This window comes from Maridesulfovibrio pacificus (SeqCode), from assembly GCF_048612815.1.
Classification (GTDB): Bacteria; Desulfobacterota; Desulfovibrionia; order Desulfovibrionales; family Desulfovibrionaceae; genus Maridesulfovibrio; species Maridesulfovibrio pacificus.
This window is the reverse complement of the sequence record NZ_JBLZNE010000001.1, coordinates 1,364,536-1,385,287: the sequence shown is the minus strand read 5'-3', so window position 1 is coordinate 1,385,287 and position 20,752 is coordinate 1,364,536. Positions and strand designations below refer to the sequence as shown.

Annotated in this window: 20 protein-coding genes and 1 tRNA gene; 9 read left to right on the top strand and 12 right to left on the bottom strand. The window is 43.8% G+C overall.

The window, feature by feature from the left end; all coding sequences use genetic code 11:
• Positions 1 to 182 precede the first annotated feature (182 nt).
• The 10 genes from ACNI23_RS06495 to ACNI23_RS06450 all read right to left on the bottom strand — a co-directional run bounded on the left by ACNI23_RS06495 (position 183) and on the right by ACNI23_RS06450 (position 9,017).
• Positions 183 to 1,070: a type II toxin-antitoxin system RelE/ParE family toxin gene (locus tag ACNI23_RS06495; protein ID WP_420247387.1), complete on the bottom strand. Its 888-nt coding sequence runs from the start codon at positions 1,068 to 1,070 to the stop codon at positions 183 to 185.
• 3 nt (positions 1,071 to 1,073) lie between these two features.
• The gene (locus ACNI23_RS06490; protein WP_420247386.1) at positions 1,074 to 2,135 is read right to left on the bottom strand and encodes a DUF3696 domain-containing protein; all 1,062 of its coding nucleotides are present in this window, start codon (positions 2,133 to 2,135) and stop codon (positions 1,074 to 1,076) included.
• Complete coding sequence (locus ACNI23_RS06485) at positions 2,132 to 3,397, bottom strand: GmrSD restriction endonuclease domain-containing protein (protein WP_420247385.1); 1,266 nt, start codon at positions 3,395 to 3,397, stop codon at positions 2,132 to 2,134. Before ACNI23_RS06485 ends, ACNI23_RS06490 begins: the two co-directional genes overlap by 4 nt.
• Positions 3,398 to 3,592: 195 nt before the next feature.
• Positions 3,593 to 3,697: a site-specific integrase gene (locus tag ACNI23_RS06480; protein WP_420247384.1), complete on the bottom strand. Its 105-nt coding sequence runs from the start codon at positions 3,695 to 3,697 to the stop codon at positions 3,593 to 3,595.
• A gap of 150 nt (positions 3,698 to 3,847) precedes the next feature.
• On the bottom strand, positions 3,848 to 4,183 hold the full coding sequence (locus ACNI23_RS06475) for a hypothetical protein (protein WP_420247383.1): 336 nt from the start codon (positions 4,181 to 4,183) through the stop codon (positions 3,848 to 3,850).
• Between the two features lie 14 nt (positions 4,184 to 4,197).
• A complete protein-coding gene (locus ACNI23_RS06470) occupies positions 4,198 to 5,736 on the bottom strand; it encodes a cobaltochelatase CobT-related protein (RefSeq protein ID WP_420247382.1) in 1,539 nt (512 codons plus the stop codon).
• A 12-nt stretch (positions 5,737 to 5,748) separates the two neighbouring features.
• Positions 5,749 to 6,726 carry a DUF3150 domain-containing protein gene (locus tag ACNI23_RS06465; protein ID WP_420247381.1) on the bottom strand — a complete coding sequence of 326 codons (978 nt, stop codon included), beginning with the start codon at positions 6,724 to 6,726 and terminating at the stop codon, positions 5,749 to 5,751.
• 81 nt (positions 6,727 to 6,807) lie between these two features.
• Positions 6,808 to 7,803 carry an AAA family ATPase gene (locus ACNI23_RS06460; RefSeq protein ID WP_420247380.1) on the bottom strand — a complete coding sequence of 332 codons (996 nt, stop codon included), beginning with the start codon at positions 7,801 to 7,803 and terminating at the stop codon, positions 6,808 to 6,810.
• A gap of 82 nt (positions 7,804 to 7,885) precedes the next feature.
• On the bottom strand, positions 7,886 to 8,563 hold the full coding sequence (locus tag ACNI23_RS06455; RefSeq protein WP_420247379.1) for an ERF family protein: 678 nt from the start codon (positions 8,561 to 8,563) through the stop codon (positions 7,886 to 7,888).
• Between the two features lie 130 nt (positions 8,564 to 8,693).
• Positions 8,694 to 9,017, bottom strand: a complete 324-nt coding sequence (locus ACNI23_RS06450) for a helix-turn-helix domain-containing protein (protein ID WP_420247378.1) — start codon at positions 9,015 to 9,017, stop codon at positions 8,694 to 8,696.
• A gap of 176 nt (positions 9,018 to 9,193) precedes the next feature.
• On the opposite strand from ACNI23_RS06450, the gene ACNI23_RS06445 reads away from it, so the two are divergent.
• From ACNI23_RS06445 to ACNI23_RS06435, 3 genes are all read left to right on the top strand, one after another.
• A complete protein-coding gene (locus tag ACNI23_RS06445) occupies positions 9,194 to 10,186 on the top strand; it encodes a hypothetical protein (RefSeq protein WP_420247377.1) in 993 nt (330 codons plus the stop codon).
• Positions 10,187 to 10,656: 470 nt separating this feature from the next.
• Positions 10,657 to 11,271 carry a YagK/YfjJ domain-containing protein gene (locus tag ACNI23_RS06440; protein WP_420247376.1) on the top strand — a complete coding sequence of 205 codons (615 nt, stop codon included), beginning with the start codon at positions 10,657 to 10,659 and terminating at the stop codon, positions 11,269 to 11,271.
• A 135-nt stretch (positions 11,272 to 11,406) separates the two neighbouring features.
• Complete coding sequence (locus ACNI23_RS06435) at positions 11,407 to 11,787, top strand: hypothetical protein (protein ID WP_420247375.1); 381 nt, start codon at positions 11,407 to 11,409, stop codon at positions 11,785 to 11,787.
• Positions 11,788 to 12,163: 376 nt separating this feature from the next.
• On the opposite strand, the gene ACNI23_RS06430 is transcribed toward ACNI23_RS06435, so the two are convergent.
• Complete coding sequence (locus ACNI23_RS06430) at positions 12,164 to 13,132, bottom strand: AAA family ATPase (protein ID WP_420250557.1); 969 nt, start codon at positions 13,130 to 13,132, stop codon at positions 12,164 to 12,166.
• Here ACNI23_RS06430 and ACNI23_RS06425 point away from each other — a divergent pair.
• On the top strand, positions 13,131 to 13,775 hold the full coding sequence (locus ACNI23_RS06425) for a hypothetical protein (protein ID WP_420247374.1): 645 nt from the start codon (positions 13,131 to 13,133) through the stop codon (positions 13,773 to 13,775). The genes ACNI23_RS06430 and ACNI23_RS06425 overlap by 2 nt on opposite strands.
• Before the next feature lie 146 nt (positions 13,776 to 13,921).
• On the opposite strand, the gene ACNI23_RS06420 is transcribed toward ACNI23_RS06425, so the two are convergent.
• A tRNA-Arg gene (locus ACNI23_RS06420) sits at positions 13,922 to 13,998 on the bottom strand.
• A 61-nt stretch (positions 13,999 to 14,059) separates the two neighbouring features.
• Here ACNI23_RS06420 and ACNI23_RS06415 point away from each other — a divergent pair.
• The 5 genes from ACNI23_RS06415 to ACNI23_RS06395 all read left to right on the top strand — a co-directional run bounded on the left by ACNI23_RS06415 (position 14,060) and on the right by ACNI23_RS06395 (position 20,724).
• Positions 14,060 to 15,274, top strand: coding sequence for a bifunctional folylpolyglutamate synthase/dihydrofolate synthase (locus ACNI23_RS06415; protein WP_420247373.1), 1,215 nt, complete (start codon positions 14,060 to 14,062; stop codon positions 15,272 to 15,274).
• Between the two features lie 33 nt (positions 15,275 to 15,307).
• Positions 15,308 to 16,708 carry an L-seryl-tRNA(Sec) selenium transferase gene (gene selA, locus ACNI23_RS06410; protein WP_420247372.1) on the top strand — a complete coding sequence of 467 codons (1,401 nt, stop codon included), beginning with the start codon at positions 15,308 to 15,310 and terminating at the stop codon, positions 16,706 to 16,708.
• Between the two features lie 6 nt (positions 16,709 to 16,714).
• Positions 16,715 to 18,103 carry an aminopeptidase gene (locus tag ACNI23_RS06405; RefSeq protein WP_420247371.1) on the top strand — a complete coding sequence of 463 codons (1,389 nt, stop codon included), beginning with the start codon at positions 16,715 to 16,717 and terminating at the stop codon, positions 18,101 to 18,103.
• Positions 18,104 to 18,148: 45 nt separating this feature from the next.
• Positions 18,149 to 20,056 carry a selenocysteine-specific translation elongation factor gene (selB, locus tag ACNI23_RS06400; protein ID WP_420247370.1) on the top strand — a complete coding sequence of 636 codons (1,908 nt, stop codon included), beginning with the start codon at positions 18,149 to 18,151 and terminating at the stop codon, positions 20,054 to 20,056.
• Positions 20,057 to 20,187: 131 nt separating this feature from the next.
• Positions 20,188 to 20,724 (top strand): hypothetical protein, encoded by a 537-nt coding sequence (locus tag ACNI23_RS06395; RefSeq protein ID WP_420247369.1) that lies wholly within the window; start codon positions 20,188 to 20,190, stop codon positions 20,722 to 20,724.
• Positions 20,725 to 20,752: the final 28 nt, after the last annotated feature.

The following is a 20,752-nucleotide window of genomic DNA, read 5'->3' as shown; positions in this document are numbered from 1 at the left end:
GCGTTCAATCTCGGATAGTGCTTTGCACTCAGAGTATCCTTTTTGGAGTAATTCCCTGTATGCGTGGGCATATTCGTTGCGAAGGCAGGTTGCAAAAATACCGGGATCGTCACTGGCAATATACATTGTGGTGTATTGTCTTTTCGCTATGCCGTTGCGAGTGGGGTGCAAGGGTTTTTATTTTATTTGCGATTTTTTTTTGTAAGAGAATCTAGTAAATTGTCTGCAATTATAATTTCAGAGTCGTATTCCTTCTCTTTTCCATGCTTAAAGAAAATATGTAGAATGGCAGGAGTTCTGTCTTGTTGTCTTGCAAAGAGAATACGTATTTGTCCCCCTACTCTGATTTCTTTTAAGTTAGAGTGTTTTGATCCATTGAGTGTGTCAATTAATGGCCGTCCACCGCCAAAGCTTAAACTTTCTGCCAATTCTAGTTTGTCTCTAATAGCTTTGCGTTGCTGCAATTGAAAATTTTCTTCACGTTCGATAAAGTTCTCTGTGAAAAGTGCACTAGGGCAAATATCTTTTAACGGAGGTATTATTGTCGAATCTGCATGAATTTCTCCATGTATAATGTTCGATATGTTTTTTAATTTTACAATATTAGGAGCTGCGCATTCATCCATTATTAAGTCAACTGAAAAAGAAGGCTTACTCCAACGGTCTTCTGTTTCAAGACTAATTGTGACACCGTCCAGCAACCAACTAATTCCGAGAATATCGTAGTTATTTGGTGGGAGGTCACGTATAGAGATAGTTATTTGGCTTAATTCTTCAAATTTTTCATCTAAATGATCAATGCAGGGGCACCGGTTAGCACAGTGCTCTATAAAAAGTGCAAAATCACGTTCTCCTTTTTCCAGAAGAGAAGCAGAAAAATTTTCAAGGGAATAGTTATTTGTGAGCTTACACTCTTCTTTACATGCAGCTTCTGCATATAGCGAATAACTATCTTCGCCCTGGTTGAGTTCAAGTGCACCTTGAAACATTTGAAAAGCGAGATCATATGCCTCATCTTTGGTTTTTTCAGCATCAACACTAAGGTGGTTAAAGCAAAGTGCATGTTCCATGTATTATGACCTTTTTGCCAGACGGGCCATGTTTTTCACACTTTGATCACCAAATCCTTCAGGCCAGAATTCAAGTTTACCGTTTTCGAAAATTTTTGGTGAGCTTACAGAGCTGTACCCATCATTTTTTGTGAAGTTGTGGAATTGGACATCTGAGGCAGCTATTTTATTGTCTTTTACTGCAATTCGTACACCATCCATAAGGTGGTCGCTATGTGTTTCAACTACAATTTGTATTCCGCAGCCAACAGCAAGTGCTAAAAGTTGGCCCAAAATAGTTTGACCATATGGATGAAGATGTGCTTCTGGATTTTCAATCAACAAGAGAGTCCGATCCGGACTATCGGCATGGAAAAGCGAAATTCTATCCGCGTTGGCTTTATTTTTGTCTGCACATGCTCCAAGTATAAGGGCGATTACAGGGAGAGTATAGCTCAGTCCGAATCCTACGTTGGCTGGTCTGAAATTATCATATCTAGCGAAATCTAAATCTATTTTGGGTTGAGATTCAATTTTGAATGAGATTCCAGGGGAGATTTCTCCCAACCATGCTGGAATATTGTATTCAAGGATATTGCCCTCTGCCGTAGGGTGACGTATTGATTCTGGCAGAAGTAGGTCTTCCCTTTGGGCAATATAACTTAATACATATTCACCCTGAGCTCCAACACCAATATCATGCGTTTGATCAGAATGGGGGAGGGTTGTTGATGGCCCAAGTCTGTTGGCACCAATATAATAGGTTTGAAAATAGCTTAACCATGGGTTAGCATGATTAATTTTATTTCTTTTTATAGCGACACTTTGATTTTCATGGTGTTTATATGAAAAATCAATGATTGCAGGTTTGTCTCTAACGTCAGAATTGATGAATTCCTGAAGGTCGCCATGACCAGGTAATGGGTTGAGTTTCCCTGTATTACGTAATGATTCAAAGAATCGGAGAGCTTGTAAAACAGAGCTTTTACCTGAACTGTTTAGACCAGCGAGTACAGTCAAAGGAGCAAGGTTTAGTTCAAAATTTTTAAACGATTTGAAATTTTTTAAATATATACCGTTAATCATTCTTGTTCCTTCTCTTTTATTGCAATTACGTGGTTTATTAAATTGGATAATATCTCATGTCTGTTTTTTACACTGGCCTTTTTCCAACTATCTCGGCTCATCATTTTGTAAAAAGTATCATCGTATATCATGTTCTCATACATGTCGAAAAAAACTTCTTTGTTACGCATCAATTGTTCAAAAGATTCATCATCTATATGTCCAAGAATAGTACTCCACGCTTCAAAAAGAGATTTGTTAATCGGTGAGCGTTTATAGTGGCGAAGGGATTTTCGAAAGGCGTGTACGCCAAATAATTTTTTAGCGCGAACCATGGCTTTGATAAACCGTTTTTCCAGTAGATCAAGGTTTGTTATTTTGAATTTGGGAGTTTTGGTTCCTTTGAATATCTTGCCAATTTTAGAATTATCCATATCAGGCATAAGGTTGATAATTCTCATTGTATCAGCCAGAAACACATCAAGGTCCTTTCCATCATAATCGCGATAATCTCGGATGGTGAACGCTAGGAAACGTAAAATTAATTCACGGCCAGCCATTCGGCTGTCATTTACTGAGTTATCTGTCGCAGCTATGAATTCCTTTGATGCGACCAGTTTTGTCAATAATTCAGTTGAGTGGCCTTGATATAAAGCATGCCTTATCTCTTGGGCCGTCAGCTGTAGTCCGCCTGTGTTAATTCGTTTGAAAACATTGAATTTGACAACTTCAGGGGTTCCTGGGTTAATAATTGTAAATCTGAACTCTGTTTCCAAAATTGTATTGACATGTTTATCCGGCAAGTGAGCAAAATCTTTGCCGTTCAGTTTTTCGCCCCAGAACTCAAGGTCTTGCAACTTATGTCCATGACCCCGATCTTTTTCATTCCTTTCTTTTAAATACTTTTGGCCCAATACAAAGTCTCTGATGGTTGATAGTCGCTGCAATCCATCTACCACATCCCAACATCCATCAGTATCTGCTGCAACATAAAACATTGGGAGAGGTATTCTCATCATAAGAGACTCTATTAATTGACTTTTTCTTTTTGTGTCCCAGATCTCTTTTCTTTGAAAATTGGGAGCTAGCCGTAGTTGTCCATTTAATAATCGCCTAATCACTGTATCGATAGAGATTACTTTTGACTCAATTGAGATTGACTTTGGGTCAAACGGTTCTACGAAATCTCCCTCACCTCTTTCTATTTCAACGCCGGAAAAACTGCTGGGGGTTGCAAGTTCTTGCTCAACAGAAGAGGTTCTTTTGTTTATATTTGATTTCATCAATCATTTTTCCTTAGCTTATTTATTTCTTCTCAGGGGCATATGTTAATATTTACTTATACATTAGGTAGCGTCTGTTGATGTGTATTTCATTACAGGATGATGCCATGATAATTATAATTTGAGAAGAGGGAATCTCATTGTTTGAACTTTGAAATTTTGGCTTTTTAGAGTCTATGCCCAAGTGATATTGAGTCATTGATCAAGGTCTTTTTTGTATGCGTTTAAAGTCAGTGGGGAGAGTGCTCTTTCTAACGAACAGTACTGTAGGAATGATTTAATAGCGAGATTGAGTTTCATATATAGTATCTCCTTTGATTTTTTGACTTAATGAGACAAAAATAAAGAGTGTTCAATTAGTATACATGCAATAAGTTTATGGTCGCGCAAGAGTAAAAAAAATAGCAGTACAAAGTTCTGACTGCTATTTTGAATTGCTAGTTTCGTTTCTTACCCCTCAAACTCCGCACCACACCGATTACAACGATACTGCCCGATAACATGCATATCGATCTGTTCGCCTACAGCATTGCCTGTGGCAGCACCGGCGAAGAAGCCTGCGACAGCTCCTGCCAGTCCTCCAGCCAATGCACCAATTCCCGTTCCGATGACAGGGACAAATGATCCGATAGCGGCACCGGCTATGGCTCCACCTTCTGCGCCTGCATATCCGCAAGCCGCTCCGGTAACGCCACCGGCTACTGTTCCGACTTTCTGGGCTGTGTTGATGAGCACTACATGGGTGTTAATTTCGCACTGCGGGCATTTTGGAAGTTCTTCAGACATAATTATCTCCTTGTTTATTTGGTTAATGATTCCTGAAGCAGGTCAAACATGGCCGGAGCCAGATCCGAGAGCTCGGTGATGACTCTGCTTTTTCCGGGGAACAAATGAAAAACGGCCTCGGAGTTGATTCCGAGACCGTATATTTCGAAGCCGTTTTTGCTTCCGTCTTTGATCGCTTTCTGCGTGCTGGCCGGGTTGTCCGGAACACCATCCGTTATGCAAAGGATAATTTTTCGATTCTCCGGCAGAGGCAGCATTTGCTGGAAAGTCCACCACAAAGCCTCACCCAGCGGGGTTGAGCCTGATGCAGCAAGCCCAAACCGGGAATGTAGTTTTTGCCCATGGTTAAGGACAGGGGCCACAGTCGGTTCATCATAGTTATCACCGCCCGAAGTCCTTACTGCTGGAAAGGCACTGACTCCGACATTTACTCCGTTGATGGAATTAAGAGCACTGACCACCGTATGACAGACTTTAGAAGCCAACCCGATGCGTCTTCGCATGGAGCCGGAACAATCCATAAGGATATGGACTGCGGTATTGATTCCACGACTTTCCTGTCTGCGACGAAACATCCGTGGATTTCCAACTGCGATACGATGCAGATGGGCCGTACTCAAACGGCCATGCCTGCCGATGCGATCATGTTTGATTGTTTTGGCTTGGATAATTCCATGAAGACGGGATTTAAGTGCCGTCGAAGCCCTGCGGGTTTGATCAAGATCATCCTTATCCAACTCAACAATCTTCTTGTACCCGTCCTTGGCAACCTGAATGCCTTCCTCCACATTGTCAGGGGCAAGCTTGGTCAGAGTGTCCTCCAGAACCTCCCCGAATCCTTTGGGCAGATCTATGGACTTGGATTTTAGGAGTTTATCCAGATCGTCAGCCGGACCTCGACCTTTGTTTTTGGGTCTTGAACCAGCTTCTTTAAGATATGCCTTCAGCTGGGCTACGATTTCCCGTGTGTAAAGAATGCAATCCTGCGTAGAGTCACATTTTGTTCGTACCTGTTGCAGAATAGAATCCAAGCGTGCAGTAAGTCCGGGATGGTGCGTTTCAATAACTGAAGCTGTATCTGCACACAGTCCCTCCAGATCTGGAACATCCCATGACCGAACTTTCAGAAGAATCCAGTTGAGAGCATTGACAACTAAGTCATTTTTTCCAGACTGCGGCTGATCGTCATCATTAATAAATAGCTTCCGAATCAACCAATGGAAGTTCTGACGACAGCCAGGAAAGATCTCAGCCAGCTTGTTTTCAACCCGCCAGTCTTCCAGAGAATTCCAGATGTGCATTTCGAACGGAGTAAGCTTTGCCATCTTTAGCCATTCAAAATTGGTCTCACGTATGTGTGCAGCTTCATGGTCAAGGTAGCCGCGAACCATACAGCGCAAAGTTTCATCGCTATCAAGGGGTAGAGCCGGTAATTGAATGGTCCTGCCGTCAGTGAAAGCTTTGTTTCCGCCGATGCTAACCTTAACTCCATATTTCCGACCAAGCACACTTGCCACCAGCGGAAGCGATTTCATGATCAGTTTGTTATTCATAAATCCTCCGGATCACCACAGCCCGTGACTGTCGATCTGTTGCTGAGTTACGACTTGGGAAGTATGGGACGGTTTTGGATTCTCAGATGTGGCTTCAGTTTCGGCAGTTGCATCCTTGGGGCTAGAGACCAAACATTCAAGAAGGACCTCGGCTGTGGAACCATCAAGAATCTTTTGCGCGTTCTCCACAAGCAGAGCAGGTTCCCGGAGCAGGGAAACCACTCCCTGCAACATGAGCAGGTCTGTGTTGCGGATGAACCCGCGGGATGGAACTTTGTTGAAAGCCGTCTGAAGCAGATCGGTTATAGGCAGGACTCTGGGGTCAACAAAGGATAGCCCATCGAGCTTGCTGTAAATGGACCGCAGCGGTGAAAGAGCCTTGTGTGAGACTTTGACTTTTCCGGCATAGCAACGGTTCCAAGTGTCGGTTGCAGCTTTGGCAATTTCATCAAAGAGAGTAAAACCGAGTTTATTGACCTCGTCCTTGAGTCCTTTCTTTACTGAATTTTCTTTAGGAGCAGCCAGCTTGAAAAATTGCCATTTGAAACCGATCCGGGAACGCACATATTCAGCACTGACATTAGAATTGCCAATTAGCTTTTCCCAACCGGGATGCAACTTGACCCAATCCTTCACAGATTCATCGTAGCGGCTGAGGAAACCTTCCTTGGCTGCGAAGAACTCTTTCTGAATCATAACAAGCTCTTTAACTATTTCTTCTGCTGCTTTTTCAGGAATTGCCCATCCACCAAGGAAGCGCACACCATGACGATCAAGCATGTTGAATGCTCGGGATTTCAGTGTCCCGAAAATGCGCAGATCTTCAGGGTTGCAAACCTTCTTGCTACCCAAAGATGCAAGATCTTCCGGCGGAAGCTGTGTTTCCCCAAAATCATAAGGAGTAAGTTTCTTTCTGGCTGACCAGATGCTCACATCTAAATTTAGGGCTAAAAGATGGTTGAGGACCGTAATCTTGGTTTTGGATTCCATGGCTATCTCCTTTACGGACGCACAAAATAAAAGCGGAGACAGCCGGAGCCATCCCCGCTCATAAAAATTTGCGTGCTTAGTTTATGATGTTGATTGTGATTCCTCTTCCATCGGGAAAATGCGTTGGGCAAGCTCATGCAGAACAGTACGAGTCTCACGACTGGCCCGGTACCCAAGAGCCCGATCCAAAGCATAAGTAACAGGTTGGATTCCCTGCCTTGCCAGCGGCTGGAAGCGTTCCGTCAGATCGGCCCAGCGAATCAAAGTCCGAGTTGAAAATGTGACCTCAATAGTATCTGTAAGATTGCCTGATGCTTCACCCATGAACAGCTTGCGCACGGAGTTGGCGTATTCGACCATTTTCTTACGGATATTCTCAGGGAGTTTTTTGGTTTTACGGGAAAGCAACTCAGTTTCAGCTTCAGGGGTAGGATACCCGATTTCACAAAGCCAAAACCGATCCATAAAAGCCAAGTTCTGACGGACAACACCTTGGTAAAGTCCGGTTTCATCTGCTCCACCATTGGAGTTTGCAGTAGCTGCAAAACGGAACATGGGATGGGGACGGATGATCTCGCCAGACTTTTCAGGAATACAGAGCGGGTCACCATCCAGAATTCCGTTGAGGCCCGCAGCGGTTGCAGGATCAATGATGTCGATTTCATTAAGCAGAAGCAGACCACCATACTTCATGGCAAGGGCTAGTGGACCATATTGGAATTCCATGTTTCCTTTTTCAACAGTCAGATGACCTACCATTTCCGGGAACTCCAGACGGCTATGACCAGTAATTTCAAACACCGGGTAATTAAGCTTTGCCGCAAGCTGCTTGATAAGACTGGTCTTGCCACTGCCACTGGGGCCAAAGAGGTATATTGGGTCTGAGCTATCCATAAACCAGACAACCACGTCCCGGCTGGATTCATGAAAAAGGTATTCAGAATCCGAGTCCGGAGTGAAAGATGAAGCAGATTCAAAACCCTTAACCATACGCCCGGAAGCTTTACCGCTGAAGATCTGCCCTGCATCCAGATCTGTCGTGACCAGCTTATCAATTTCTTCATTTATTTTTGACATGTTATTCTCCTGAGTATTGAGCATGAAAAAAGGCACACCTTGTTCAGATGTGCCTCATATTAATAGTCTGTCTTGTCTTCGATCATGCTGCCTGCTCATATTTCCACCACAACTTACGGTTACCATCCCAGCGAAAGCCTGCCTTGCGCAGTGATTCTTTCTGCGAATGGGTATTTCCAGTAGCTAAAATGCATGGCCTGCCATTCTGCCCATTCTCTTTACGGTACTGAATCCCATCAAGACGAGGTAGATTCGGTGATGAGCTACCCTTGTTCTGTGGCTGTTGTTGAGGACCAGATGAAGTCGATCCCAGATGTCTGGAAGGATCATAATCGTTGTCCATATTTTGCGGACGACATGAGCCTTCAGCATCGTCATCATGCTCAGTAACAATACCGATGAGTGCAGCCAATCCATACCTACGGGCATAAGTCATGGCAGATCCATAGCCCTGAGGATCGGATTTCGGCAAAGGCATGACCAGTAAAGAAGATTGCCACTGACCTGATTCAGCGTGGACGATCTTGCTGACCAACCCAAGATTACCATTTTCGACCTGTACCGGCAGTTGGGTTAGCCAAATACCGTTTACAAGCAGGGCGTCGCGACATGTCTCCATAACAGATTTTAGGGATGCATATCTGCTGTTGGTGAAATTGTTTTGCCCATCCTTGGCAGCCGGTTTCAAAGCTTGTTGTACCTTCAGCATTGCTCCGGCGAGCTCAGTGATTTCCGGGGAACAAAGTGTGAAGTTTTGCATAATTACCTCCTGCAATAAAAGAAGCTCCTTTCCGTAATGATCGGTCAGGAGCTTTATTCGATAAAAAATCTGTTTGTATTACAGAGATAATATATATTTGAAATTGTTTGAGGAGCAGTAGAATAGAGAGTTATGCTGAATGTTTTTTCAGAACTTCCAGTAAATCAATTGCTCTCTCAATATCCTTCTCAGACAATTCGTAAAGCAGGAATTTTGCCCGTGAGAGGTTACTGGCTTCAACAGTCTTTATGGCGATGATTTCAGCAGGATCAACATGCAGCGCATTGGAAATCTTGATCAGAATTTCAACGGACAAATTAACCTGACCTCTCTCTATCTCTCCAAGATATTTGTAACTTATCTCAGCGCGTTCAGCCAATTCTTGTTGGCTGAGATTGTTTCGTTTTCTAATGGCCCTGATTGTCTGCCCGATCTCTTCTACGATATGCGCCATATTACCTCCAATGATTCATGAAGTTTGTGGAGGTACTGGCTTTTTATAAACCCATGTCAGGTAACATTTCACATTGAATAAAACCACCTATCGGTGTTAAGTGTGTTTCCATCTTGGTCTTATGATATTTCAAACGCCCGATACTAACATACGTATTTTCAAAAGGAGTTGTCTCTATGTCTCGGTTATTGCGAAGTTTATTATTTTTGATTCTAGCGTTTCTGTTTTGCTCTTGTACAAAAGATGATATTTCAATTGTAAAAAAAGGGTATATGAATTTCGATCAAAGCGTCACAATCGGTGACGTTCTCGATAATTGCAAGGGGCTGGAGAATCGCAAGTGGTCAAAGTTCGAAACGGACCTGAAACGTAGAGTTGTAGATTTTACAGCTGATATACCTGTAAAAATTGATTCACTTACTCCTAACACTCCGTTGACCACACAGGAAATCGATGTACTCAAAGAAATCGTAAAGGGCCTCGATCCTGTCTTTCAACTGACTTTGCAGTTTCAGATTAATCAGAATGACTCTTTCCAATTAACCTATGCTGGAATAACCCTTAAGCCCAATATTTTAATAGGTGATATTGTTTTGCCCGACGCATACAAGGCCCTTGTAGACAAAGGGCAAACTTATCAAGATCCATCTCAACTCTTGAAGCAGTTGTATCAGAATCAAAAACTAGTTCCATACAACCTTCTTCATGTCATTCATTATAATTATTTGGAAAAGAAAAAAGAATTAAAACGCAAGAAAAGAGACATTATTGTCAATGCATTTAATACCTTTCAGCTCCCGGAGAGCTTGGGAAGAGTGCGATACTTAGTATATCTAAATGAAGATAAAGGGGCCATCCTATTTGGGAACCTAGTTGGAGGAATCTTAGGTGGAGGATTCAACAGAACCGATGGGATGGCATGTTCTTTCTTTGAGGAGGGGAATATAAACGAAGCTGGTGATAAGTTTGTTTTCAAGGATTCTAGCTGCTCTCCTGAAATCAGCTTAAAGAACAAGACATCTAAAGGAATGCCGTATACTATAAGTATCAGCAAAGCTGCGAATTGCACTTTTTGCAATGGAGCTGAACACTTAGACGGAGAATACCCTGCCGTTGGCTATCTTGACCTTTATGAGTACAGGGGCCCATCATTAACGCTATTTGATTAAATAAATAAATTATTCTTTGACCTATAGTCACATACTGGAAGCCCCTACCTGAGCAAAAAGCAGGTAGGGGCTATTTAGTTTAGCCTCTTGAAATAAATTTCATGATATAAATTACCTCAACTATATTATAAGTAACGTTAATTCAGACACAATTTTTATTTATATAAATGGCATAAGACATAACTTTGTTCGCTTTAAATGAAAAAGCTGTCTTGAATACTCTAAGTAGGTATATGGTAATATCTAAATATAATAAATATTTTATTCTAGCAGTTTCTGTAAAGAAACTTGTATATAAAAGTAGTATATATATGAAAATATTAAAATGGTTTCTGCAAAGAAACCTGTATTCAAAAACAATATAAAAATATTTTAATTTTTTAAAAACAATTCAGTCATATTATGAAAAATAAAATTACAAGATCATAATTTAGAATCAAATTTAGTCTTGGAAACTTATGGAGATTAATATGGCTGTTACTTATAATCCTATTTACAAAGGCAATTCAATTTTAACGAATAAAGAGAAGGGATATGGTTGTAAGACAGAAATACTAGATGCAATAAGGTCTGTCCTTGGTTATTCAATACAAAAGCATAACAAAGTTTTATGTGTAAGGTTTGATTTAAGATACCCGCAAGGTTACTTTGCATCTAAAGACAATAAACACATTCAGTTTTTTATGTCTGGATTTATAAAGTATTTCAAGAGGAATGGTTATGACCCTCACTATCTCTGGGTTCGTGAACAGAGCTCTGAAAAGCACCAGCACTATCACCTGATTGTGACTGTGGATGGAAACAAAATGCAATCACCCTACAAACTTTTACACAAGGCAGAAGAAGTATGGGCATCAGCTATTAACTCTTATCAGAGTGGGCTTGTGGACCACTGCAACAGGTCTCGTAGAGGGGAGCTTCAGCCCAATATTTACATGTTGCGGAGAAATTCCCCTGACTTTCACCATGTTTACGATGAGTGTCATAAACGGTGTAGTTACTTAGCGAAGGAAAATACCAAAGGATATGCACCAAAACGACATAGAGAATTCAGCTTTTCGAGGATTCCAACGAGCTTTTATTAAAAAATGAAAACGGGTGTTATAGTTGTTCTTTATATCCGTTTTTAATGGCTAGAATAGGTCATTTAGCCCACGCCCATCCTAGGCCTTGGTACGTTTGTATTGAGGCTTTTTTTATTTTTAAACAAAGAGGAAAATATGTTATATCTTAAAATTTTTAAAAAAGATTTCATGTGCTTCGATGAATCATTCGGTAGCATTATTCAGGCAAGGCTTATTCCTGTTAATTTTAGAATCTTCCGGTGGAATAAATGGACACTTGAGGAGGAAAAGAACTGGGATCCAAAAGATCAAGTCCCTGAAGGCTGGGAACCTGCTCTTGATTTTGATATAAATCTTCAGGGACGAACTTATAGACTGACTATTCATTCTGAGACAGCTTGGCGTGATTTGGTGCCGTATATGGAAAACCTGAGACGGAACGGGCGACGTATTACGGACGTAATTACACAGATGACCATTGCCTCACGGCGTAAAGTTAAACCTTCAGTTCGGTTTGAGATGGTTGGGGATGTGTGATTGACAAGAAGGACTCTGGGCTGAACTCGGAGTCCTTATCGTGGTAGAGTCTGGGGTATTCTCTTATGAGATATATATTCGTTTAACTGAAGTGTGTTTTTTTTGTTTTGTGTCTATCAGCAAAAAGAGCGGACACTGAGTCGTCTCCAGTGTCCGCTAAATCTATTGGTCGGTTTTTAAGGGCAAACCGGCTAAGTGGTAAACGTATATTTATCCGGTTTCTTTTCCTACTTTGACGTGCAGAGTTTTGGATATATAGTAAAACGTCACTAGTTCAGTTTCATGATATTATTGATCTTTTTTTGTTTACAGCTTGGTTTTAACCTAAGATTATAGCTGTTTTCACCCAAAACTGTTCCAAAAAACATATCCTTTGTCATTCGAAGTGGCAATTAAAGCTATCTTGTGCCGAATATTTAGCACTCTGCCTGAAGCCGTGCATTTTTATATGCTCAGACTCAACCAGCTTTTTCAGGGGACTCTTGAGCTTGTCATTTTTACAACCAATTGTTTTTGCAATGGCTGCTCTTTTGATAGGTTTAGGACTCTTTATTAAGATTTCTATAATCTGGTTTTCCAAGTCAGATAGTTCAGGAATTCTATGTGTCGTTTTAACTTCAACTTCTGCTTGGGACTTAGCTTCAGCAGGATCGTATTCCCAAGGTCTGCCATAAAGGGGATTGTCTTTGTCATACGGCAGGTGCGCTTTGAAGGGCTGTCCTTTCAAGGCAGGATATGTTTTACACTTCGAAAAGGTTACTATCATATTGGCTCCAGGCTTTTTTTGAGGTTCGCTGCAATCTTTGATCTCGATAACATTCTGACAGATTGCTTCTACTGCTTTAGTTCCTATGGCCTGTCCTGATTTTCCAAGATGATGAATAAGAATGGTACTAATTTTTTTCTCACCAAGCTTCCGACAAAAATCGATAAGTTCTTTGAATTTATTCTGGTGATTGGAAGCTTCCTCTGCCAGAGTAAGCAAGTTGTCGACGACTAAAACAGACCCTTCTGTCAAGTCTTCAAGTAACTGATTTTGCCAGTATGCAGAGAATAAGTTCAGTTTGCCTTCTTCGCATTGTCCGGGATCATCAATTCCAGAATAAACTTGGAGTCTGGTTATCGACTTAAAGTCACCCTTATAAGCGCGCATAATTTGTACTTTGCGTTCTTCGAACCGACTCATTGGGTTCTCAGCATCCAAATAAAAAACATCGCGGGGATGTAGAACGTTAAAGGTGAAAACGTTAAACTTGTTACTCATGGCAAGGGCGAGAGTTAGGGCGTACAAACTTTTTCCGCCATCCTGGTCTCCTACAATAATTGTGATATTTTCAGGTGTTATGAGAGAGTCTAGTGTCGGGGCACTGCGTTCGGTTTTTGGAGGATATTTTTCAACTTTGACCTTTGGTTTAGATTTAGTGGCTAAGTATGGTGTTTACCCGTATGAATTATTTAATATTCCAACTTCAGAGCAAATAGTTGATGCATTAAATTCTGATGAAGGATTGCCTAAACGAAGTCTCTTTTCAAATTTAGTCCCCACAGGAAAGGCAAAATCCATGACGGTTGTGAAGGCTGTCTCCACAAGATTGGAAACTATAAAACACGAATTTTATCAGCATGAGAACGGTAAAAAAGCAAATTATCATGATTTGAATGAATATAGAATTGTTGGAATGTGGTTCTGGGATAATTTATACTTTCCTAAAATAGCGTATCAAAGTGGAGATTGGGACAAGTTAGCTAAAGATTTCTCAAAGAATGAACAAAAAGCTGATGATAATTTTATGCGACTTCTAAAAAAGTTGCCACAAGAAGAATGGTATTTAAAATTAGAAATAAGTAAGGTTGATAGAAGCGTGCTGGGGGAAAATGTTTGTTGGGAAGATAAAAAAGACGTCGTTGGAAGGTATCGTAATCATTACAAGTTGGCTAAGAAGTGCATAGAACACGGAAAAGTTTTACCCTTGAACTCTGCTAGGTAGAAGTGTATTCCCAGCCCTCAAACTAACGAGGGCTTTTTCATGCCTTTGCATCAATTTTCATCCCAGCTGTGGGGGATAGTGTGGGGGACGGTAAACCAAAAAGAAAAGGGTTTACCTTCCGAAGAAGATAAACCCTTGAAATATCATGGCGGGGCAGGAAGGATTCGAACCCTCGGCCAACGGCTTAGAAGGCCGTTGCTCTATCCAACTGAGCTACTGCCCCGCGAGAGATGCTTATTTATACAAACCGCACTTGGCGGTCAAGCAAAAAATGGAAAAAAGTTTTGAAATTTAAAAATTTTGTAGAATTCAGTGGTTATCTGGATGACCTTGGCCTTTTCCATATGGATTTGAGCCTTGGTAGAATGGAAGAGTTTGTCCGTAACTGGGGCGGAAAGTCCAGCTTTCCGGTAATACATGTTGTCGGAACCAATGGAAAAGGGTCAACTTCATCATACCTTACATCTATGGGTTGTGAACATGGACTTAAGGTCGGGACCTTTACTTCTCCTCATTTTGTGACCCCTCGTGAGCGGATCACGATTAACGGCTCCATGCTTTCTGAAGAGGAGTGGTGTGAATTGGCGAATCAGGTCATGGACATCGCCCCGGATGCGGGTTTAACTTATTTTGAGTTGTTAACCTGTATGGCTCTTGTTGCGTTCAAGAACAATGGCGTTGATCTGGCGGTGATGGAGGCCGGGCTTGGCGGTCGTTATGATGCCACCAATACGGTTGATCCCGATCTGACCGTGTTCACTCCTATTGGGCTGGACCATGAGAAGGTGCTTGGATCGACGATTGATCTGATCGCAGCAGATAAGGCTGATGCCATGCGTGAGAACGGAACCGCCATTACTGCCGTGCAGGTTGCCGAAGCTAAGACGGTGCTTGAGGCACGTGCTAAGGAATTAGGTTGCGAACTTCATCATATTAATGATCAGGAGATTGTTGCGGGCCTTAATCCTTCTCTTGCCGGGGAGCACCAGGAGCAGAATGCAGGGCTTGCGGCTTGTGCTTGGCGTTTGTTCTGCGGGAAATCAGGTATTGATTTTGACGCAGATAAGGTACGCAGCGGGGTGGAAAAGGCATTCATTGCCGGAAGGTTGCAGATTATCAAGTCGGATAGGACTTACATCCTTGATGGCGCGCACAACACTCACGCTTTTGCCGCACTGGAAGCCGAGCTGGCACGGTCTGGAATTAGGCCGGATGCGATTATCTTTGCCTGTATGAAGGACAAGGATCTAGCTCCGGTGAAGGAGACTCTTTTTCGTTTGACTGACGGCCCGATCATCGCCAGTGGAATTGAGAATAATGAACGGGCGTATCCATATAAAGATTTGGCTGCGGTCCTTGGAGAGAGGGCAAAACCTGCTAAAACTATTGACGAAGCCATCTCAATGCTTAATTCCGGTGAGAAAACAGTTCTAATCTGCGGGTCCTTGTATTTGCTGGCAGCTTTTTATACAAGATACCCAGAATTTCTGGAAAAATGATTTTTTAATTGGATGAACGTTACGGAGAAAAAATTGTCCAATCTTTTTAAATATCTGCCCTCGGTTGATTCTGTACTGACCCGTCTTGAAGAAGAGGGTGTCATTGATGGACTGCCGAGGACCCTTTCCCGTGATCTCGTTAACGGCTTTCTTGATGTCTGCCGTGAAGAAATCAAAGGCGGGATTATCACTGAAGAAAAACAGCTTTCCTCGGATGTGCTTTTCCCGCGTTTGACCTGCCATGTTCGGGCAGGTGCCAAACCTCATTTCCGGCGGGTGCTTAACGGAACCGGGGTGGTGGTGCATACCAATCTAGGTCGTTCTCTGCTGGCTGAATCTGCAGTTAAAGCGGTGACTGAGGCTTGTGCCTGCTATTCCAACCTTGAGTTTGATCTTAAGACCGGGGAGCGCGGCAGCCGCTACAGTCACGTGGAAAAGCTGATCTGCGAGATTACCGGGGCCGAAGCTGCTCTGGTGGTTAACAACAATGCTTCGGCGGTATTGATTACCCTTGAAACCCTTGCCAAAGGGCGCGAGGCAATTGTTTCCCGTGGGCAGTTGGTAGAGATTGGCGGATCTTTCCGCATCCCTGATGTCATGACTAAGAGCGGAGCGTTTTTGCGTGAAGTCGGTGCTACTAACCGCACTCACCTGCACGATTATGAAAATGCCATTAATGAGGAAACAGCACTTCTTATGAAAGTGCATACCTCCAATTTTCGGGTGATCGGATTCACCAAGGAAGTCTCCGGTGGCGAGTTGGCTGAACTGGGACGCAAGCACGGCCTCCCGGTTTATGAAGACCTCGGCAGCGGTAACCTGACCAATTTCTCCGGTCTCGGCCTGATGCGCGAACCTACGGTGCAAGAAGTTGTAGCCGAGGATGTGGACGTAGTTTCATTTTCCGGCGACAAAGTGCTCGGCGGACCGCAGGCGGGGATTATCGTAGGTAAGAAGAAATATATTGATGCAATCAAGAAGAATCCGCTCAACCGTGCGGTTCGTATTGACAAAATGACTCTCGCTGCCCTTGAAGCTACCCTGCGTCTGTATCTTGATCCAGAGACAGCCAAGCGCGAAGTTCCCACTGTACGCATGATTACCGAGAAACCTGAGAATCTTAAAAAACAGGCTCAAGCTCTCGCTCGCACATTGCGTCGTGAGTTGGGTGAAACTGTTGATATCAGCGTGCGTGAAGGTGTTTCCCGCGTAGGTGGCGGGGCATTCCCGGAGCAGGACCTAAAGACTTTTCTGGTCACTGTAGTTCCGAGTGTTAATGTGACTATAGAAGAATTAAAGGAAGGACTTCTTTCAACTGAACCTCCTCTGGTGGGACGAATAGAAGAAGACGCATTCTGTCTTGACCCACGAACATTAAGCCGTGAAGAATATAAACTCTGCGCTGAAGCAATATCTCAGATTTTAAAAGGATAATTATACATGAATAAACAATTAGAACATGAACCGAAAAGCTGCTGGGAAATCTTTAAAGACGAAGAACATCAGCAGGGTATGGACGATCTCGCAGCCCGTTACATTGATTTTCTGACCCGCTGCAAAACCGAGCGTGAGACCATCAAATACGTCGAGGAAAAACTTAAGGATGCTGGTTTCGAAGATTATCTCGGAGCTGATCAGTGCTTCCGTTCCTTCCGCGATAAGACTATTTTCATCGCCCGCAAGGGTAAAAATCCGCTTTCTCAGGGCTTCCGTCTGGTCGGTGCACACGCAGATACTCCGCGTCTCGACCTGAAGCAGCATCCTCTGTACGAAGACCTTGGCATGTCCATGGCTAAGACTCACTACTATGGCGGGATCCGTAAATACCAGTGGCTGGCACGGCCTCTTGCCCTGCACGGGGTGGTCGTTAAAGCGGACGGCACCAAGGTTGATGTTGTGATCGGCGAGGATGTTAATGATCCGGTTCTTACCATTCTCGATCTGCTTCCTCATCTTGCTTACAAGCAGGTGGAGCAGAAGGTCAGCGATGCTTTTGAAGCCGAAAAACTGAATATCCTTATGGGGCATTCCCTGTCTTTTTCTAAGGACGAAGAAGATGAGGAAAAAAGCAACGGCAAGCCTTCTGTAAAACGTAAGGTTCTTGAGCTGTTGAACGAGAAATATGATATCGTTGAAGAAGACCTTTTCAGTGCGGAAATGCACATTGTTCCCGCCGGTCCTGCCCGTTACGTTGGTTTGGATAAGTCTGTTGTGGGCGGTTACGGACAGGATGACCGCTCCTGCGTATTTCTCGCTCTCGAAGCATTCCTCAATGCTCCCGAGCCTGAGCATGCCCAGATAGTACTTTTCTACGACAAAGAAGAGGTCGGTTCAGAAGGGTCTACCGGTGCAAAGTCTCTCTTTTTCGAATACTGCCTTGAAGATCTGATTGATGCATGGGAACCCAATGCAAAGATGTCCCGGGTGATGATGGCTGGTAAGGCGCTTTCCACCGATGTGCATGCGGCAATCGACCCCGACTATCAGGATGTGCACGAGAAGCTCAACTCCGCATATCTCGGTTATGGTCCCTGCTTCTGCAAATTTACCGGACATCGCGGTAAGGTCGGTGCTAACGATGCTCATCCTGAGTTTGTGGCATGGCTGCGTAATATCCTGAGTGAGGCCGGAGCTCCGTGGCAGATGGCCGAGCTTGGCAAGGTCGATCTTGGCGGAGGTGGAACAGTAGCCAAATTCCTCGCGCTCTACGGCATGGATGTTATCGATTTCGGACCTCCGGTGCTTTCCATGCACAGCCCGTTCGAGCTGACCAGCAAGGCTGACCTGTATGCAACTGAACTGGCATTTCGTACTTTTTTAAAGAATTAATTTGATGAAGCCTCCGGCAGCCCTGCCGGAGGCAAAAGGAGAACTATGCCTGTTGTAATGGGTACTGCGGGTCATATTGACCACGGCAAGACCAGCTTGATTAAGGCTTTGACCGGAACAGACTGTGACCGTCTGGCCGAGGAAAAGAAACGCGGCATCACTATTGAATTAGGCTTTGCCAGTCTTGATCTTGGCGGTGATGAACATCTGAGTATCATCGATGTTCCGGGCCATGAGAAATTTGTGAAGAACATGGTTGCCGGGGCAGCGGGTATAGATTTCGTGCTGCTGGTCATTGCCGCTGATGAGGGCGTAATGCCTCAGACTCGTGAACATCTGGAAATCTGCACCTTGTTGGGCATTGAAAAGGGCTTCGTGGTCCTAACCAAGGCGGACATGGTTGATGAAGACTGGATGGAGATGGTTCAGGAAGACGTGCGTGAATTCCTTGCGCCGAGTTTTCTGGCTGACGCCCCGATTCATGCTGTTTCTTCGCATACGGGTCAGGGGTTGGATGAACTGCGTGGCGAGATTGCGAATTTCATGAAAGGTTTTTCGCCAAAACGCAGGACCGATCTGGCGCGTCTGCCTGTGGACCGTGTGTTCACCATGAAAGGACACGGCACCGTTGTAACCGGGACATTGATTTCCGGTCAGCTTTCCGTTGGTGACGATGTGGTCCTTTATCCGAAAATGACTGCGACCAAGGTGCGCAGCCTGCAATCGCACGGTTCATCTGTTGAGACTGCCCCTGCTGGACGCAGGACCGCTATTAACCTGCACGGTCTGGAAGTAGAGGACATTGAGCGCGGTGAGGTGCTGGGACGTCCTGGAACGCTTTTCCCGTCCAAAGTATGGGACGTGGAACTAACCTGTCTGCCGTCTTCCCCGAAAAGTTTGAAGCATCGTAAGGAAATCCATTTCCATCACGGTTCCAAGGAAGTGATGGCTAAAGTTTACTTCCTTGATCGCGAGAAGCTGGAAAAGGGAGAACGGGCCGTTTGTCAGATCCGTTTTGATAAGCCCATGACCGGGGTTTATGGAGATCGCGTTGTTCTTCGATCATTCTCTCCGCTACGCACCATTGCCGGGGGAAGCATCATCAACCCGTTGGGTCGTAAGGTTAAACGTTTTTCAGATGATGTGAAACGTCTTGAAGCGCTTATAGCAGCAGAACCGGAAGAGCTGGTCTTGACTCAACTTGATCTGGCAGGCAGGGCTGGCCTTACTTTTCAGGAACTTTCCATTTTGAGCAATGTTGCCTCCAAGCCGCTGGAGAAAATGCTCCAGACCATGGGCGGTCAGCAGAAAGTTTTCTTATATGACAAGGAAACCCGCAGCTATGTTTCCGGTACCCATTATGAGAATCTAGTGCAGGGGCTGCTTACCCACCTTGCGGAATTTCATAAAAAAGAACCCATGAAACCGGGGGTATCCCGCGGAGAAATAGGTTCAACTTACGGCAAGGGATTGCCGGAGAAATTGTTTCATTCCATTGTGGAACGTCTGCTCAAGAAAAATGAAATTGTGGCGGTTCAGGAGATTTTGCATTTGCCCGGGCATAAGGTCTCCCTTGCCTCGGATCAGCAGAAGCTGCGTGATACCTTGATGGATAATTATGAGAAGGGCGGATTGACTCCTCCGAATTTGAAAGATGTGCTTGATCCGCTTGATCTGGTCTTCAAGGAAGCAGCACCAGTTTACAAGCTTTTGCAGGATGAAGGGCTGCTGGTCAGGATCAAGGATGACATGTATTTCGCCAAGTCCGCAGTGGATGGCTTGCAGAAGACTCTTGAGGGTTATTTTGCTGAAAATGAAGAGCTTGGCCCGCAGGATTTCAAGGCTTTGGTCGGTCTGTCGCGTAAGTTTTCCATTCCATTGCTTGAATACATGGATAAGGAAAAGGTCACCATTCGAGTTGGTGATAAGCGCAGGTTGCGCAAGCAGAGTTAAATAAATTTGAAAGCCCGGATTCGTGAGAGTCCGGGTCTTTTTTTTTGCGTCTTTTTCTAGCTGTGATTATCTCGGAGTGTTATAGTCGGTTTGGTCTGTAGTGTATAAATTCCAAACTGAGGAGCATGGGGATGGTTAGAAAGTTTTATCCGTTGTTGATTGCGATTTTCTGTGTTGTTCTTTTGAGTATTATTTTTGTTTCTCCTGCCCGTTCAGGAGACGCGGAAGCCATCCTGAAACTGAAGAATGAAATTATCGAGAAGCAGAATAAGGGAAAACTCGGGGTGCAGGAATTTGTTTTATGCAAGAAAGTTCTTAACTACGCATCCTATTACGCTCTGCCGGAAAACAAGATCCAACGCGGTTCAAGTTTACTTTTATATTATGAGCCCATTAACTGGTTCACGTCTGTGCAGCAGGGCAGGTATGAGTTTTACCTTACTCAGGATGTGAAGCTTGAATCAGCAGCCGGGGAAGTCCTTTTTGACCGTGAAAAACTTTTGAGCATGCAATACAATACCGGCAAGCCAATTCTTGATATATACATGACCAATGATTTTAATCTGGGCAGCTTGCCGGCCGGGAAGTATCGATACTTTATAGTTCTGCATGACATGATCAGCGGGCAGGAATTTAGGAAAGGGATTGATTTTGAAATTGTGGAATAAAGTGAAAAAGTCCGGGGCCGTATTGGTC